Annotated in this window: 13 protein-coding genes; 7 read left to right on the top strand and 6 right to left on the bottom strand. The window is 42.2% G+C overall.

The window, feature by feature from the left end; all coding sequences use genetic code 11:
- Window positions 1-243: 243 nt before the first annotated feature.
- From QUB70_RS00280 to QUB70_RS00270, 3 genes are all read left to right on the top strand, one after another.
- Window positions 244-1,266, top strand: coding sequence for an SGNH/GDSL hydrolase family protein (locus tag QUB70_RS00280; protein ID WP_332977732.1), 1,023 nt, complete (start codon window positions 244-246; stop codon window positions 1,264-1,266).
- Between the two features lie 81 nt (window positions 1,267-1,347).
- Entirely contained in the window at window positions 1,348-3,657 is a 2,310-nt protein-coding gene (locus QUB70_RS00275) for a hypothetical protein (protein ID WP_332977731.1), read from the top strand.
- Window positions 3,658-3,786: 129 nt separating this feature from the next.
- On the top strand, window positions 3,787-5,619 hold the full coding sequence (locus QUB70_RS00270) for a DUF6798 domain-containing protein (protein WP_332977730.1): 1,833 nt from the start codon (window positions 3,787-3,789) through the stop codon (window positions 5,617-5,619).
- 133 nt (window positions 5,620-5,752) lie between these two features.
- Here QUB70_RS00270 and QUB70_RS00265 read toward each other — a convergent pair whose 3' ends face one another.
- The 4 genes from QUB70_RS00265 to rfbC form a co-directional block, all read right to left on the bottom strand.
- Complete coding sequence (locus tag QUB70_RS00265; protein WP_332977729.1) at window positions 5,753-6,727, bottom strand: glycosyltransferase family 2 protein; 975 nt, start codon at window positions 6,725-6,727, stop codon at window positions 5,753-5,755.
- 222 nt (window positions 6,728-6,949) lie between these two features.
- Window positions 6,950-8,944, bottom strand: a complete 1,995-nt coding sequence (locus tag QUB70_RS00260) for a hypothetical protein (protein ID WP_332977727.1) — start codon at window positions 8,942-8,944, stop codon at window positions 6,950-6,952.
- Window positions 8,945-9,158: 214 nt separating this feature from the next.
- Window positions 9,159-10,037 carry a dTDP-4-dehydrorhamnose reductase gene (gene rfbD / locus QUB70_RS00255; RefSeq protein ID WP_332977725.1) on the bottom strand — a complete coding sequence of 293 codons (879 nt, stop codon included), beginning with the start codon at window positions 10,035-10,037 and terminating at the stop codon, window positions 9,159-9,161.
- Between the two features lie 2 nt (window positions 10,038-10,039).
- Window positions 10,040-10,585, bottom strand: a complete 546-nt coding sequence (gene rfbC, locus QUB70_RS00250) for a dTDP-4-dehydrorhamnose 3,5-epimerase (RefSeq protein WP_332977723.1) — start codon at window positions 10,583-10,585, stop codon at window positions 10,040-10,042.
- Window positions 10,586-10,635: 50 nt separating this feature from the next.
- Between rfbC and QUB70_RS00245 the strand changes: the two genes are divergently transcribed.
- Window positions 10,636-11,310 carry a class I SAM-dependent methyltransferase gene (locus tag QUB70_RS00245; protein ID WP_332977720.1) on the top strand — a complete coding sequence of 225 codons (675 nt, stop codon included), beginning with the start codon at window positions 10,636-10,638 and terminating at the stop codon, window positions 11,308-11,310.
- Window positions 11,311-11,369: 59 nt separating this feature from the next.
- Here QUB70_RS00245 and QUB70_RS00240 read toward each other — a convergent pair whose 3' ends face one another.
- Window positions 11,370-11,915 carry a Uma2 family endonuclease gene (locus QUB70_RS00240; RefSeq protein ID WP_332977719.1) on the bottom strand — a complete coding sequence of 182 codons (546 nt, stop codon included), beginning with the start codon at window positions 11,913-11,915 and terminating at the stop codon, window positions 11,370-11,372.
- 32 nt (window positions 11,916-11,947) lie between these two features.
- Here QUB70_RS00240 and QUB70_RS00235 point away from each other — a divergent pair, with 32 nt between their 5' ends.
- The 3 genes from QUB70_RS00235 to QUB70_RS00225 all read left to right on the top strand — a co-directional run bounded on the left by QUB70_RS00235 (window position 11,948) and on the right by QUB70_RS00225 (window position 13,437).
- Window positions 11,948-12,073: a hypothetical protein gene (locus tag QUB70_RS00235; RefSeq protein ID WP_332977717.1), complete on the top strand. Its 126-nt coding sequence runs from the start codon at window positions 11,948-11,950 to the stop codon at window positions 12,071-12,073.
- Window positions 12,074-12,109: 36 nt separating this feature from the next.
- Window positions 12,110-12,712, top strand: coding sequence for a Uma2 family endonuclease (locus QUB70_RS00230; RefSeq protein WP_332977853.1), 603 nt, complete (start codon window positions 12,110-12,112; stop codon window positions 12,710-12,712).
- A gap of 101 nt (window positions 12,713-12,813) precedes the next feature.
- Window positions 12,814-13,437, top strand: a complete 624-nt coding sequence (locus QUB70_RS00225; RefSeq protein WP_332977715.1) for a hypothetical protein — start codon at window positions 12,814-12,816, stop codon at window positions 13,435-13,437.
- Between the two features lie 87 nt (window positions 13,438-13,524).
- Here QUB70_RS00225 and QUB70_RS00220 read toward each other — a convergent pair whose 3' ends face one another.
- The gene (locus tag QUB70_RS00220) at window positions 13,525-14,589 is read right to left on the bottom strand and encodes an NAD-dependent epimerase/dehydratase family protein (RefSeq protein ID WP_332977713.1); all 1,065 of its coding nucleotides are present in this window, start codon (window positions 14,587-14,589) and stop codon (window positions 13,525-13,527) included.
- Between the last annotated feature and the right edge of the window lie 94 nt (window positions 14,590-14,683).

The following is a 14,683-nucleotide window of genomic DNA, read 5'->3' as shown; positions in this document are numbered from 1 at the left end:
AACAGTGCTGCTAGCCTAAAAAGCTTAAAAAACATTGACCGACAAGCTAACATTACCCCGCAAGGGAGGCTCTGAGTGAGCAAATACTATGCGTACAGGATTGGAAGATTTGAAACGGTAACTGTCCCGTTGAAAGTGCAACACAAAAGTACACCGACTCAACCAATTCCAAGGCGGTAGTAATCAAAAAAAAAGACAATATAAAGCCGTCCTAGAAGGACGGGGTTTCTACCCATCTTTTTGATGAAAAAAGGTATAGCTAAGAATTTTACTTTCAGATTAATAACTTATCTAATTTTTCCAATATTTCTATCTGCTACCACCGCTGAAATTGTCTTGCGAGTTGCGGGATACAAACCCTGGCAAATAGAAAATGTTGATGTTGCCGTCGAACCGAAAGGTAACTTTTTCACCAAAGACTCCGAACTCGGCTACAAACATTTGCCGGGAAAGTTCAAGGTAACGCTTAACGGCAATTACTCATTTAATGCAACTCATCTCAATAATAGTCTCAGAATAACACATCCACTCAATACTTACAATCAATCTTCAAAAAAACCTGAGATTTGGATATTTGGCTGTTCTTTTACCTACGGTTGGTCATTGAATGACAGCGAAACTTATGCTTGGTTGCTGCAAGAGAAATTACCCAAATATGAAATAGTGAATTTCGGGGTTAACGGCTACGGCACGCTGCACTCGTTGATTCAATTCAAAGAAGCACTCAAACAAGGAAATAAACCAAAAATTGCGGTGATTGCTTATGCGGGATTTCACGACCGCCGCAATACTTTGTTAAGGGCGAGAAGAAAGCAAATGGCTGCTTGGAATAAACTGGGTATTTTATTCCAGCCCGATGCTAGGCTGAATGGAGAAAATAATTTTACCTACAAAATGGCAAAACTTGAATATCGCGAGTTCCCGCTGATGCGGGTTTCTGCATTAAGCCATTTTTTGGAGGTTAATTACAATCAATTTGAAGAGGGATTGTACAAAAGTCACGAGGTTTCTAAGGCAATTATTGAAGAATTTAACCGTGTGGCTGAGGCTAATAATGTTAAGTTAGTTGTGGCGGGAATTAATGCGGGTTCTGCTAAGATGTTGGAGGAGTTAAGTGAGGAGGGAATTGCTACGGCCGATATTTCGGTTGATTTGAAAATACCTGCCAATAATAATTTACCTCATGACCTTCATCCAAGTGCGATCGCCAATCGGCAATATGCAGAAAAGTTGGAGGGTTTTTTGCAAGGTACTGTTTTAAAGTAAGTTAACGAACCGCGAAGGCGCAAAGGGCGCGAAGCAAGAGAGAAAGAGGAAGTTTAGAAGTTATTTAGGGCTGCGAGAGTGATGGAATTATTCAATTTTGTTTTTTTAAAATGGCCTAGAAAATTTATAATTGATGGTTTTTTCCTGTTTATACTTGTTTTTATAACAGTTGCAGTAACATCAATTTATGTATCTAGCGAACATACTTTCTATTGGTGGGATTACGCGGGATACAATACCGCTACAGTCAACACGGCAAATTTATTTAGAGACTCGCCAACCCAAGCATGGCGCGGAGTTATAGAATCGCTATCTAAGGAAAAAAACCTGTTAATTTCTTTGCCGTTAGTGCCGTTTATTCTCTTATTTGGCGAGTCTCGGCTGAGTTACATTCTCAGCGTATCCCTGATTTATGTGCTGCCGTTTCGCCTGTTGCTGGGGGCAATTTCTGCAAAGCTAATTCCAGTTTATCCCCGCTGGGTGTTTTGGTCAACGGTGCTGCTGAGTTTATTAATTCCGATGAGTTGGATACCGACTCTGCGGGGATATCTGGATACTGGAGGCTGTGTGTTTGTAGCCTTGGCAATTTTGGTTTATTTGCAGGATGTTAAGCTGAAATCTTGGTGGAAAATCCCGTGGATTGGGTTTTTGCTGGCGGCGGCTATTCTGTTGCGGCGCCATTTTGCTTATAGTGCGATCGCATTTTTTGGTGCAGCGACTTTACAGGCTTTTATCGAGTTTATTGTACAGTATAGCAATCCCAAGTCAGTTATCAACATGGTTCTGGATTCCGATAGGGACGGGCTAGAAGCCCATCCCACAATTCATTTAGGATTCCCCGATCGATGTATTCAAAATAAAACGGATTCCGATCGGGACGGGCTAGAAGCCCATCCCACAATTCATTTAGGATTGCTATATAAAACTATTCAAAACAAAGCTTGGAAAAATTTGTTTGAATCCGGCATCAAATTGGGTTTGATAGCTGCAACTAGCTTGACTATTTTAATGTTGGTAGCGGGAGATTTTACTCGCAGTGCTCTGACGGTTGACTACCGCAATTTGTATGTCGCTTGGAGTTTGCCTGTAAATGATATTTTAACTCGTTATGCGGATTTTTACGGTTTGGGAACTTGGCTGCTGGTAGTGATTGGTTTTTCTGCGGGAATTCTCACCCGAATCCTGGTTCCGTCGGCGGCTATTTTTGTTTCGTTGTTTGGGGTTTTGTCGCTGGTTGAATGGCTGTTAGTGTTGCGTTACGGCTACTTGCACTATACAATTCATCTTACACCGATCGCACTTTTGGGATTGTCAACATTTTTCTGGACAACTTGGCTGACACTCAAGGGAAAAGTCCGGTATTTTATGCTGGGCGCGGCGGGTTTGTACCTGGTTTTGAATGCCGCAGTCGGGTTAATTCCTCTCAAAGTTAATTTGTCAAGACTGTTTGTGGGTAATTTTCCGCCGTTAGTGCGATCGGACTACGGCGAAGTTGTAAAATTAGTAGAGTTTCTGCGAAAATTAGCACCCAACGAAGAACCGATTTACATTGCCGGTGCTTCTAACAGTTTTAATGCTAACATACTCCGACAAGCCAACCGCAAATTAAATCCGCCGGAGGGCTGGTGGAAATTAAATACAATCGGGAGGCCGCAAATTGACTCGCGCGATACTTACCCGCTACCGGAGTTGTTGCAGTCACAATATGCGGTGGTTGCTGTACCTTTTCAGCAGGTGTTACCGACTGACGAACAAGTTTTGCGATCGCACGAACAAGATGTGGTTAAAGTGGTGTACGATGCCTTTACTGAAAACTGGGAAATTGCCCGCGATTTCCAATTGCTACCGGAACAGTTTAAGCTAGAAAACGGCGTGACTGTCAGCGTTTACCGGAGGGTGCGGCCGACTGATACAGCAACGGCAGTTAGGACTCTGGATGCGATGCAGCGGCAAATAGTCGATCGACCGGGCACGCAGTTAGATTGGATTAGTTTGCAGCAGTCAGTCTACACAAGCGCCAATTATTCAGTCAATCGAGAATCGGATAACCTATATAAAATTGTAACTCATCCCATTAAAAATAGCACGAAACTCGATACATCTTTTCTGTATTTAGGTGCTATTTCAGACAGGGCGCAAGTTACCGGCAAACTCAATTTACCCAACCAACAATGTCCGGGAATTTCCCTGCGCTTGACTTTGTGGGACAAGCAAGGTAAATTAGTAGACTCAGCAGAGATGGCTTACAGTCAAAAAAGTGCGATCGGCTTAAATCTATTAGTTGAGGGCAAAAATCCCATGTATCTGCTGCTTGAGGTATTGAGTAGCAGCAAACAGGATTTAACAAACCAATGCCAACTGGAGATTAACAATTTAGCTGTCAGTAGGTAAATTGAACCGTAAATAAGACAAGATTGCCTAAATCATTAATAGATACAGAAACCGCAGATGTAAAGCAGATAAACACAGATAGACGCAGATGTATTTGAAGATGATTTGGGAATGATTGCAAGAGGTATAATGCAGAAATATCAAAAATCCCACAAGTATTTTAATTTATCTCTATATACTTTTGTCATCATCGCCTCCCTGATGGCAACTGGCTATATTTTCCCAATTGGAGGTAATTTTCCCGAAGTGCCGCCAATTCAATTTATGCTAAATCCTGAACTGTATAAAAATGATTATTACGTTCAGGAAATGGTGAAATTTAATCCCAGGTACTACTATTATTATATCATTTATTTGCTCGCCAACTTAGGAACCAGCATTCCCCTAGCGCACTTTATTTATCAATTCCTAGCCTTTGGTTCATTTATCCTCGCTTGCTACGCAATTATCAATATTTATACTAATTCAAAACTGCCTGCCGCAGCGATGGCTTTTTTATGTATAGCCGCTTCATTTACAGATGTTGGTAACACCCTGATATTTTCCACCAAATCAGTACCCAGTACCTTCGCAATGGGTTTCGCAATCTGGGGAATTTACTTTAGTTTGCGCCAGAAATGGCTGACAGGATATTTCTTTTTTGGACTGGGCTGTTTGCTGCAATTTTTAGTTGGTTTGTTGCCGGGATTGATGATGGTGCCCGTTTTATTTATTGAATCTGTAAAACAGCGGAAGTTTAAAATATTGATTTTGGCGATCGCACTTTTAGCAGGAATGGCAAGTATCGTTTACGTACCGATGTTATTAACAGGTACTACCAGCACTCATACTATCGACAACGCCGATTTTGTCTACATTCACGCGAAAGTCCGCAACCCCCACCACATCCTCCCCTCAAATTGGGATGTCGGGAATTGGTTCAACTTTATATGTTTCATAATTGGTGGCTTGCTGTGCATCAAAAACTCCGATTTATTGCCAAAAGAAGACAAAGTTAATTTTTATGTAATTGTTGGCACATCAATTGTTGCATTATTTCTAAATTACGTATTTGTCGAAGTTTACCCTTTGGCTTTGATCGCCAAACTACAGTTAGCTAGAACCGTACCTTTTGCTCAATTAATTATATTTATTGCTGTTGCTTTGACGGTAGATAGACTTTACAGAGAAAAACAAATAGCTGTTAGCTTGTTGCTGTTAGCTGTACTAACTTTGCCTTTTAGGGGCATCATTTTCTTAGGATTATCAATTTGGCAAACAAAAAATTATGTATGGCCCAAACGATATAATATATTGTTGTGGATTTTAGCAGCAGGAACGGTAATTTTTAGCTTGATATATCCGGTGACTGACTCGTGGGAAATAATTGGCGATCGAATAATTAGCATCCCAGTGCTTTTCTCAATCCTCGCCTTCCCATTTATTTTAGAAAAAACATCCCTAGCTACATCTATAAAACAGACTCTAACTCACACATTAGCCTTAATAACTACCGCCACCTTAGTTTTTGGAATTGTAGGCATTCTCCCCAAACCTATATTAAATGTATTTCAAACCAGAGTTAATATCAATGCCGTTCCCAGAGACGACTTAAGCAAATTAGCTGTGCGATTTTCGCAAAGTAGCAGCCGCGATTCACTCGTATTAATTCCCCCCTCAGTTACCAGCTTCCAGTTTTTCTCCGAAAGAGCGATTGTCGTCAACTTCAAGAACTTTCCCTTTACCGAAAAAGGCATCAAAGAATGGCAAACTCGCATGGAAGCTGTTTTAGGGGTTCCCTTAAACCCGCAAATGATTTGGGGAGGAAATGACTTTTTCATCCGCCGCAGCAGTGGGGATTTAGTCAAAGTAGCCAGAAAATATCAGGCAGATTATATCCTGACTCGCAGCGATTGGCATCCAAATATTGACGGAGAAATAGTAGATAAAGAAGGCAAATGGATACTATTTAAGATTAGGTAATCTCAAACGCGCTTTTAACAAAATTTCCCGGCGATATGATATTTATTAGACTTGAATTGCAAGCGGCACGGCATTCACTCTCCAATCTTAAAATTATCTGCGTTTATCTGTGTTTATCTGCCTTAATCTGCGGTTAAATATCAAAACCAGAATCATCAATAATTTCGCTAATTTGCTTATCCACATAATCAGCATCCACATTCCGCGCCATCAACTCAGCTAAAATCCCCAAAGAAATCAACTGCACCGACAGAATTGTACACAAAATCCCAAAAAATAACAAAGGTCGATTCCCGATCGGCCCAAAATTCATCCCCGCCAAATTCAGAAACCAAATAACTATCAAATAACTCAGCGAAACAGTTCCCACAAAGCCAAAACACAACCCCAAACCCCCAAACAAATGACCCGGTTTGTGCAAATACTGCGTCGTGGCTAACACCGTCAACAAATCAATAAATCCCCGCGCATAACGTTCCCAGCCGTAATTCGATTTTCCGTGCTTTCGCGGATGATGTTCGACAACTACTTCGCCAATTTTAAACCCTAAATTGTTTGCTAAAGCTGGAATGTAGCGGTGCAATTCCCCGTACAATTTAATCGACTGCAAAACTTCCCTGCGATAAGCTTTAAAACCGCAATTCATGTCGTGCATTTGCACCCCTGTCAGCAAACACGCAACGGCATTAAACAGCTTGGAAGGTAAAGTTTTAGAAAGCGGGTCGTTCCGCTGTTTTCGCCAACCGGAAACTAGATCAAATCCAGATTCTAAATGATGTAAGAATTTGGGTATTTCAGCGGGGTCATCCTGAAGGTCAGCATCGAGAGTAAAAATAATTATCCCTGCTGCATTGCGAAATCCTGCTGAAAGTGCGGCGGATTTGCCAAAGTTGCGGCGCATTTTAATCGCTTTAATGAGTTTGGGATGTTGGCTGGCTAAATCTGTGATTTCTTGCCAGGAATAATCGCGGCTACCGTCATCTATGAAAATGACTTCGTAATTGTCAATTTCTGTTTGGAACATGACGATTTGGATTTTTTCAAACAGTAATTTTATGGTGGCTTCTTCGTTGTGAACTGGGATTACGAAGCTGAGATGTTTTGGCATAGGGCTATTCTATTTCATTTGTGTTGTCAATCAATAGTCCGGACAGTTTTCAATCACTAACGGCAGAATGCGGGTTTCAGCCTTCTCAGTGAGGTCAAATGCTAACGGTAGAATGAGGGTTTGGGCCTCGGTCTCAAAAACTGTCCGGAGTATTGGTCAATGAGATTTTTTTATTAACCGCAGAGGGCGCAGAGGGCGCAGAGGAGGAGAAAGAGAGGTTTTTTAGTTTTTATTGATAACTTGGGAGTTTCGTAAGGCTACCCAACCTTTGCGGTTTTTAAAGGAGGCATAGGCTGTCAATAATTTATCTGTTGGTGATGTTTGAATGTATCCTCTCCAAGCTGCGAATTCGTAGGAAGCGCCAAATAATTCAACTAAATCGGGGCGGGGAAATCCTGACATGGCGAAACCTCGAACGACATTTTCTTGGTTGAGAATGGCAATACATTTTACATTGTTTTCGGAGTCTCCTACCCAGCCAATTACTCTGGCTGCTGTTGGTGCAAGTTTGGTGGCTGTATCAAAATATCCGGGTACTCCGTCTTTGGGCGCTGACAGTAAATTTGGGTCTATTTGTGTGTCTAATGCTGCACAGAAATTGTGTTTTTTGATGTCTCGGTTAAATGGCACTAAGTTGTTAGTTTTTAAGGCGTCGATTAACCCGACAAAAGCGGCGGGTTTGTTGCCTACGCGGTCTTTAATTAGGGTTACGTCGGTGATGCCTAATTGCAGTGATAATGCTACTAACGGTTGATAGGTTGCTCTGCGGGCGATCGCCATTGCAGTTTCGCCTCCCACCCCGTACATTAAAATAATCGCAACTGTCGCGACTGCAAACAGCGGTGTCAGCCAACGCCCTTGAATTCTTGGTGTTGGCTGCAACTCGCGCACCCACAATACTGTCAGCACAATTGTGCTCATCCAAAACAAAGCTGGGAGTGTGGCGTAGCGGGAAGCGGTGGCCTGTTCGACACCAAATCCCGATCGACTAACCGCGGCCATTAACGCCGTTTGCAGCGTGTAAAGTTGGATTGATAGCCAAGGCAGCCAATCCGGTCTAGCGACCTTTTTTACAAATAGCCAATAACCCACAAAACCCGTCATTGCAATCAAACCAATTATACCAATAATTGAAGCAATAATAATATTTTCGCTAAATATTCCGCCGAGATAAGTGGGAATATATTCGAGAGTTTTCAGCGGGTTAATTTTAGTTAAAGAAGGGTGATGGGATGGAGTTTTATAAGTTAAAAAATAAATGCCAATCACTGCAATCGAAGCAATGAAATACAAATAAGTTATTCGCCGAGGAAACCGCAGCACAACAGCAACAGCACACAATATCGGCCACAAAGCTAAAGGAGTGCTGTAACTAATACACCCTAAAACGCCAAAAACAATGCTGCCAATTACCCAACCATTCTGCTTATATTCCTCGTTCCCAGGCTCTAACCATTGGTGACAACTTAGGACTGAAACCCCTAATAAATATCGCTTGTCGTCGAGTCTAGATCCCCCTAAATCCCCCTTAATAAGGGGGACTTTGAGAAGATTTCTTGTCCCCCCCTTATTAAGGGGGGTTAGGGGGGATCTAGACTTCGATACAAACAAGAGAGACGGTCGGTTTGACGTTAAGTTGTCACCAATGGGATCGGCTTGGTAATGAATATCCAGAGGCTGTGCCTCCCTCTTATCTAACAAAAGCGTCACATAGGATTGCAAACAAAATATCGAACAAATCACAAATAAATTAGCAATTATCCAGTGAACGCCGCTGAATCCCCGCATCCAATTGTGAGCCGCCGCCGGAGTAAAATTGAAAATAGAAATACAAAGCAGTAGCGAGATAAATTGCAGGGGAAAACGCCTCAATTTTAACGGCAGCAGAGCAATTAATATGTGGCACTGAATCCAAGCCAAGAACCAGGCCACTAAACATAAACCAATATTTGAACCTTGAGTGATAGCTATATTCAAGCCATAAATAATTGCCGGAATCAAGACAAAATGCTCGTTCGCCCGAAATATCCAATTAAAAGGATTTGTAGAGAAACCGTCTACTGAATAAAAATTCCAGGTCATCCACCAATAATCAAAATTAGACAAGTCTCCTGCTTGCGATATCAAGTACAAAATATATGAGGCTGGTATTAGAATGCCGAGAACTGATGCGGCAATTAAAATATATTGTTGCTTAATTTTCATGGCTTCAGACATGGGATATTTTTAATTAATGGGGCAGGTTTAGCGACGCACTCCCGACAAAGAAACCGGGTTTTTTATTTAATCTCTAGGCTACAGCGAAGGATTTTCGTAAAAAACCCGGTTTCTGGCCACCTGTGGGTAAGTCCTATTGTCCTGAATCCCTAAATTTTAGACTAAAGTTCAAACTCCCAGATTCAATGCTGCAAGTAAATCTAAAATCTAAAATCTAAAATCGACTGACTTCTCTTGCCAGCATTTGTCTGAGCCCTTGCCGCCAGTGGGGAGGATACGTGCCCAGAAGTGCTGATATTTTCACCGTAGAGAGGACAGAAAAAGCCGGACGTTTTGCGGGTGTTGGATATTCGGCGGTGGTGATGGGAATTACGCGCTGAACTTTTAGGGGAAAGCCGAGTTTTGCTGCTTCCTCAAAAATGGCGATCGCAAAATCGTACCAACTACAAACACCGCTATTAGTGTACTGGTAAGTGCCAAAATTTTCTAGCCCAAGCAGAGGAATAATTTGCGAAATTGCCTCCGCTAAATCCCCGGTCCAAGTAGGACTTCCGATCTGATCTGCTACTACCCGAATTTCTTCCCTTTCCTTTCCCAACCTCAGCATAGTTTTGACAAAGTTGCCTTTGCCGCCGTTGCCGTAAACCCACGCGGTTCTAATAATAATATGTCGGTTTCCCGCTTTCCGAATTGCTTCCTCGCCTGCTAATTTCGACTTGCCGTAAGTTCCCAGCGGGTTCGTAGAATCTGTTTCCAAATAAGCAGAACCGTGGCTGCCGTCAAATACATAATCAGTAGAAAAGTGAATCAAACTTGCTCCCAGTTTTTCGCATTCTTCTGCGATAATTCCGGGTGCAATGCCGTTGATTGCGTTTGCTAATTCCGGTTCGCTTTCTGCTTTGTCTACCGCAGTGTAAGCACCCGCATTGACGACTAAATTCGGTTGAATTTCACCCATTGCTTGACGGATGCTTTCGGGTTGGGATAAGTCGAGGCGAGTGCGATCGAGCGCAATAACCTCTCCCGAAGATAATAAAATCGGCTGCAATTCTTGAGCTAGCTGTCCGCTGCCGCCTGCGAGTAAAATTTTCATAATCAAAACACTTGAGCTCTTTTCAACGTTTGTCCAGCTTGGTCTTTAGCTGATAAGATTGGTTGGGCACCATCTAGCGGCCAGTCGATCGCCAAATCGGGGTCATTCCACAGGATACACCGCTCGTGTGCCGGTGCGTAATAATCTGTCGTTTTGTACAAAACTTCAGCCGTCTGGGAAACCACTAAAAAACCGTGAGCAAATCCCGCCGGAACCCAAAATTGCCGCTTATTTTCTGAACTCAGCAAACAACCAACCCACTGCCCAAAAGTCGGCGATTTTTTTCTAATATCCACCGCTACATCAAATATTTCGCCAGCAACTACCCGCAGCAATTTGCCTTGAGGCTGCTGCATTTGGTAGTGCAAACCGCGCAGCACATTTTTAGAGGATTTGGAATGATTGTCTTGAACAAATTGTGCCGTCACGCCTGTTTTTTCGACAAACGCTTTGTGATTGAAACTCTCAAAAAAGAAACCGCGATCGTCTCCGAAAATTTTCGGCTCAACGATCAGAACTTCCGGTATTTCAGTAGATATAACATTCATAGTTGCCTGTATCGCGTGATAAACTCATACTCAGTCTCGGCTATTTTACTATGAAAACTGACACATATCTCAAAAAGTTGTATGCCAACCGCTTTGATTCCCGACAAATGCAAGCCAAGGTGGCACTCTGGAAAGTTTTGATTGACGATTTTTTACAAAATTATGTTCCTCCCGAATCAGCCGTTTTAGATATAGGTGGCGGTTACTGCGAATTTATAAATCAAATTAGGGCTGAAAAAAAATGTTTGATTGACCTCAATCCCGATTCAAAGTTATTTGCTAATGCTGATGTGAAGGTGCTTAATATTGATGTGTTAAATTTGGACTCTCACACATTTTTTACCGAACAGTTCGATCGTATTTTTATCTCAAATTTTTTTGAACACCTCCGCAACAAAGAGGAACTTGTAGAAATTATCTCGTTTTGCTTTGATGCCCTCAAGCCGAGCGGTTCTTTATTGGTGATTCAGCCTAATTTTAAATACTCATACAAGGAATATTACGATTTTATCGACCATCAACTACCAATAACGCATTTATCGCTGCAAGAGCTTTTAGAAACTGTCGGGTTTGAAATTGACCTGATTCGACCGCGATTTTTACCGTTTTCGACGAAAGGCAGACCGGCTTCGCCCTTGCTGTTAAAAGTTTACTTAAAATTGCCTTTTTTATGGAGATTTTTGGGAGGGCAAATGTTTGTTAAAGCATCGAAACCAAACAATTGAGTATCTTCAATATCGACACTTCCCGTCAGAGGCGGAAAATGAGAATGTAGGAAAATTGCTCATTTTAATAATTCATCTACGGGAATGCTAAAACCCGGTAAAACAATTTGGGTGCTAATAACTTCCCCAGCAATAAAGATGCTTCGGGTTTGTTTTGTTACTACAATAATCCATTGGTTTTCAGGATATACCAGCCAAACTTCCTCACTTCCCGATTCTAAATATTCTGTAGCTTTAGCAATTACATCTTCCGCCAAATCTGTTGGCGAAACAATTTCAGCACATAAAGGAAAACTTTGCGGCAGCACTTTGAGATTGCCAAATTGTGCTGCCAATTCCGGGGGAAGGTAGGCAACATCAGGATAGCGCCCCTGCTTGTTTGTGCGGCAGGGAACATCGGTATAAACTTTTCCTCCCTGTCCGCTGGATTCTTTGTAGTTTCTCCAACGAAAGTAAAGATTTCCTTGTACTTCGCTATGCTTGAGAGTCATGCCATTTTTCTCCAATAATTCGCCATCAACCCACTCTTCGAGATCCGGTGGACTTTCCATCCATGCTTCTAGAGAGTAGATTTTCGATTGGGCAACAACTGTAGAAGTTATCATGTTTTTGCGTCTGCGCGGGGAACTTTTTTTCTATGATACCAGATGCGATCGAGCTTTGGTTGACAAAATGGCGATCGCACTTTGTAGATGGCACTTTTAAGTGTTATCATAAAATTTACAAACTCTCCAGCATTTCCGGCTTTCCCCAATTAGGATGAAGCTCCCATGAAAGCATCACTTTGAGGACAAACATGATGACACAAACTCAATCATCCGCCGCCCTTGCAGTCAATATTCCACTAACACTAACACTCACCGTTACCCACGAACAGTTCGTTGAATTGGCGATCGCCAATCGAGAGTTACAATTAGAACGCACAGCAACAGGAGAATTAATCGTGAACCCACCAACCGGAGGCGACACAGGATATCGGAATCTGGATATAGAAGGACAACTCTGGCTGTGGAATCGGCGGACTAGACTCGGTAAAGCATTTAATTCTTCTACTGGTTTTCACCTGCCCAATGGAGCCGATCGCTCTCCTGATGCATCTTGGGTGCGTCAAGAAAGGTGGGACGCACTTACCCCAGAACAAAAAGAAGGCTTTCTTCCTTTAAGTCCTGATTTCGTGGTAGAACTTCGTTCTAAAAGTGACAATATGAAGCCACTGCGAGCCAAGATTAAAGAGTATATGAACAATGGCGCTCGTTTAGGTTGGTTGATAGATAGAAAAAACAGAAAGGTGGAAATTTACAGGCAAAATCACGATGTAGAAGTGCTGGAAAATCCTGTTACTTTGTCCGGTGAAGATGTGTTGCCGGGGTTTGTCTTGGATTTGACAGAAGTTTGGGGATAAGCGATAGAGGGTAGGCGGGGGCACTACCCCTACAAATCTGTATGAATGATTTAGAGTTGCTATAATAATTTACAAATAGACACATTGCAATTTCAAACAGTATGACCAAGCAAAAAATTTTACAGGAAGGTCGAGAATATACATTTCGTTCATACTTTGAGTTACCTTACGAAACGGATCAAATTTTAGCAGAATTTGATTACTCGCTGATCAAAACTGAGATGTCTTTGCCGCATACCTCTAGAGAACTGTCAGAAATAGCTTTTCTCAAACAAAGAATTAAAGAAACTTTATTTTTTGTCAGTCTCAGCAGCGAAACAGCTAGAAGAGAATCATTAGTATCGCCAGTTTTGCTGGACATCATCCGGTACTGCAAATGTCAACTGCGATTTGAGTATACTCTTAACGTTAATAGCTGGTTAAAGGGGAATTTAGATTATTTCGTAAAATCCGAGCGAGAATTGCTAGTCATTGAAGCAAAAAACGACGATATGACTAGAGGATTTACCCAACTAGCTGTAGAATTAATTGCGATGTCGCACGTTGAAGAGCAAAATATCTTTTACGGTGCGGTGACAATGGGAGATGTCTGGCGATTTGGCAAGTTAGACCGAAATCAGCACACTATTTTTCAAGATATCAATTTGTTTAAAGTGCCTGACGATTTAGAGGATTTAATGAAAATAATGGTGGGAATTTTAGACGGGGATGAAATTTCGCCGTAAGCTGCGTCGCTTCTAGTCACTCAAATAGTGGCGAAATTTCCCATAGCGACGCACCATACTATTTGCAATCTGCCATAAAAAAACTCCCTACAAAATCGAACTCAACACAACCTCATTAGCAGCAATCCAATCATAAATATCCTGCAAAGCCGCTTCCGGCCCAATAACAGGCTGCCATCCTGTTTTCTCCATCACCCTAGAAGAATCGGTAATAAAAATCGGAATATCCCCCGCGCGTTCCTCCAAAACAGGATGAATCGGAATCGATTTACCCGTAATCTTTTGGCACAAATCAGTCGCTTCAATCAAAGAAAGACTGTTGCTCAAACCGCCACCAACATTAAAAACTTCGCCGTCAAATTCAGTAAAATGTTCTAACTGATAATTAACTAACCTCAACAAATCTTCAACGTGCAGTAAATCTCTAACTTGCTTCCCGCTGCCGCCAAAACCGATATAACTCAGCGACTTTTGAAAATAGTGAGCCGCCACCCACAAACCGTAAACACCCTGATCTACTTTACCCATTTGCCAAGCACCGGTAATTAACCCGCAACGGTTAATAATTGCCGGCACATTGTATGCTTCCCTGTATTCCTCAATCAGCAATTCCGATGCTAATTTAGTTGCTCCGTACAGCGAACGGTGTCCTTTTAATGGGAAGTCTTCTGATATGCCCAACTCGGATATACCCGGTAAAGTTTGCTCAGGGGCGATCGCAAATCTATTCGGCAACTCTAACAGCTTAACAGATTTGACACAGGCGATCGGATAAACCCGGCTCGTAGACAAAAACAGCAAACTCGCACCCGTTTGTCTCGCCAACTCCAAAACATTCACAGTGCCCAGTAAATTCGTCTGCAAAACGTACTGTGGCGAACTAAAACCAGCTAGCACAGAAGGTTCCGCAGCACAATCTATAATGCAGTCCGCATTCAGTGCAACTGGATCTAAATCCGCCGCTGTACGAATATCCCCGTAAACAAACTGAATCCCGCAACTTTTAAGCCGAGGCAGATTCAATTCTGAACCCCGGCGACGCAGGTTATCCAAACAAATTATTTGCCATTCCGGGTGCAGTTTCTTCATGCCAATTGCCAAACAACTGCCGATAAAACCCGCACCACCAACAATTAAAATTCTCTCAGGCATTGACTCAACTTTCTTAGAGGATTAATTACTGCTGTTAAATTATTGAACAATGGGTGTTGAGGTATGCCCCGCATTAAAACTGAATCATGTTGTG

The sequence above is a fragment of the Microcoleus sp. A003_D6 genome (assembly GCF_036702825.1).
Lineage (GTDB): Bacteria > Cyanobacteriota > Cyanobacteriia > Cyanobacteriales > Microcoleaceae > Microcoleus.
The sequence above is the reverse complement of the archived record's forward strand: the minus strand, read 5'-3'. Positions and strand labels throughout refer to the sequence as shown.

Excerpts from the sequence above, each read along its gene's own strand:
- QUB70_RS00280 (WP_332977732.1), top strand. The coding sequence starts at position 244 with ATGAAAAAAGGTATAGCTAAGAATTTTACTTTCAGATTAATAACTTAT.
- QUB70_RS00275 (WP_332977731.1), top strand. The coding sequence starts at position 1,348 with ATGGAATTATTCAATTTTGTTTTTTTAAAATGGCCTAGAAAATTTATA.
- QUB70_RS00270 (WP_332977730.1), top strand. The coding sequence starts at position 3,787 with ATGCAGAAATATCAAAAATCCCACAAGTATTTTAATTTATCTCTATAT.
- QUB70_RS00265 (WP_332977729.1), bottom strand. The coding sequence starts at position 6,727 with ATGCCAAAACATCTCAGCTTCGTAATCCCAGTTCACAACGAAGAAGCC.
- QUB70_RS00260 (WP_332977727.1), bottom strand. The coding sequence starts at position 8,944 with ATGTCTGAAGCCATGAAAATTAAGCAACAATATATTTTAATTGCCGCA.
- rfbD (WP_332977725.1), bottom strand. The coding sequence starts at position 10,037 with ATGAAAATTTTACTCGCAGGCGGCAGCGGACAGCTAGCTCAAGAATTG.
- rfbC (WP_332977723.1), bottom strand. The coding sequence starts at position 10,585 with ATGAATGTTATATCTACTGAAATACCGGAAGTTCTGATCGTTGAGCCG.
- QUB70_RS00245 (WP_332977720.1), top strand. The coding sequence starts at position 10,636 with ATGAAAACTGACACATATCTCAAAAAGTTGTATGCCAACCGCTTTGAT.
- QUB70_RS00240 (WP_332977719.1), bottom strand. The coding sequence starts at position 11,915 with ATGATAACTTCTACAGTTGTTGCCCAATCGAAAATCTACTCTCTAGAA.
- QUB70_RS00235 (WP_332977717.1), top strand. The coding sequence starts at position 11,948 with ATGATACCAGATGCGATCGAGCTTTGGTTGACAAAATGGCGATCGCAC.
- QUB70_RS00230 (WP_332977853.1), top strand. The coding sequence starts at position 12,110 with ATGACACAAACTCAATCATCCGCCGCCCTTGCAGTCAATATTCCACTA.
- QUB70_RS00225 (WP_332977715.1), top strand. The coding sequence starts at position 12,814 with ATGACCAAGCAAAAAATTTTACAGGAAGGTCGAGAATATACATTTCGT.
- QUB70_RS00220 (WP_332977713.1), bottom strand. The coding sequence starts at position 14,589 with ATGCCTGAGAGAATTTTAATTGTTGGTGGTGCGGGTTTTATCGGCAGT.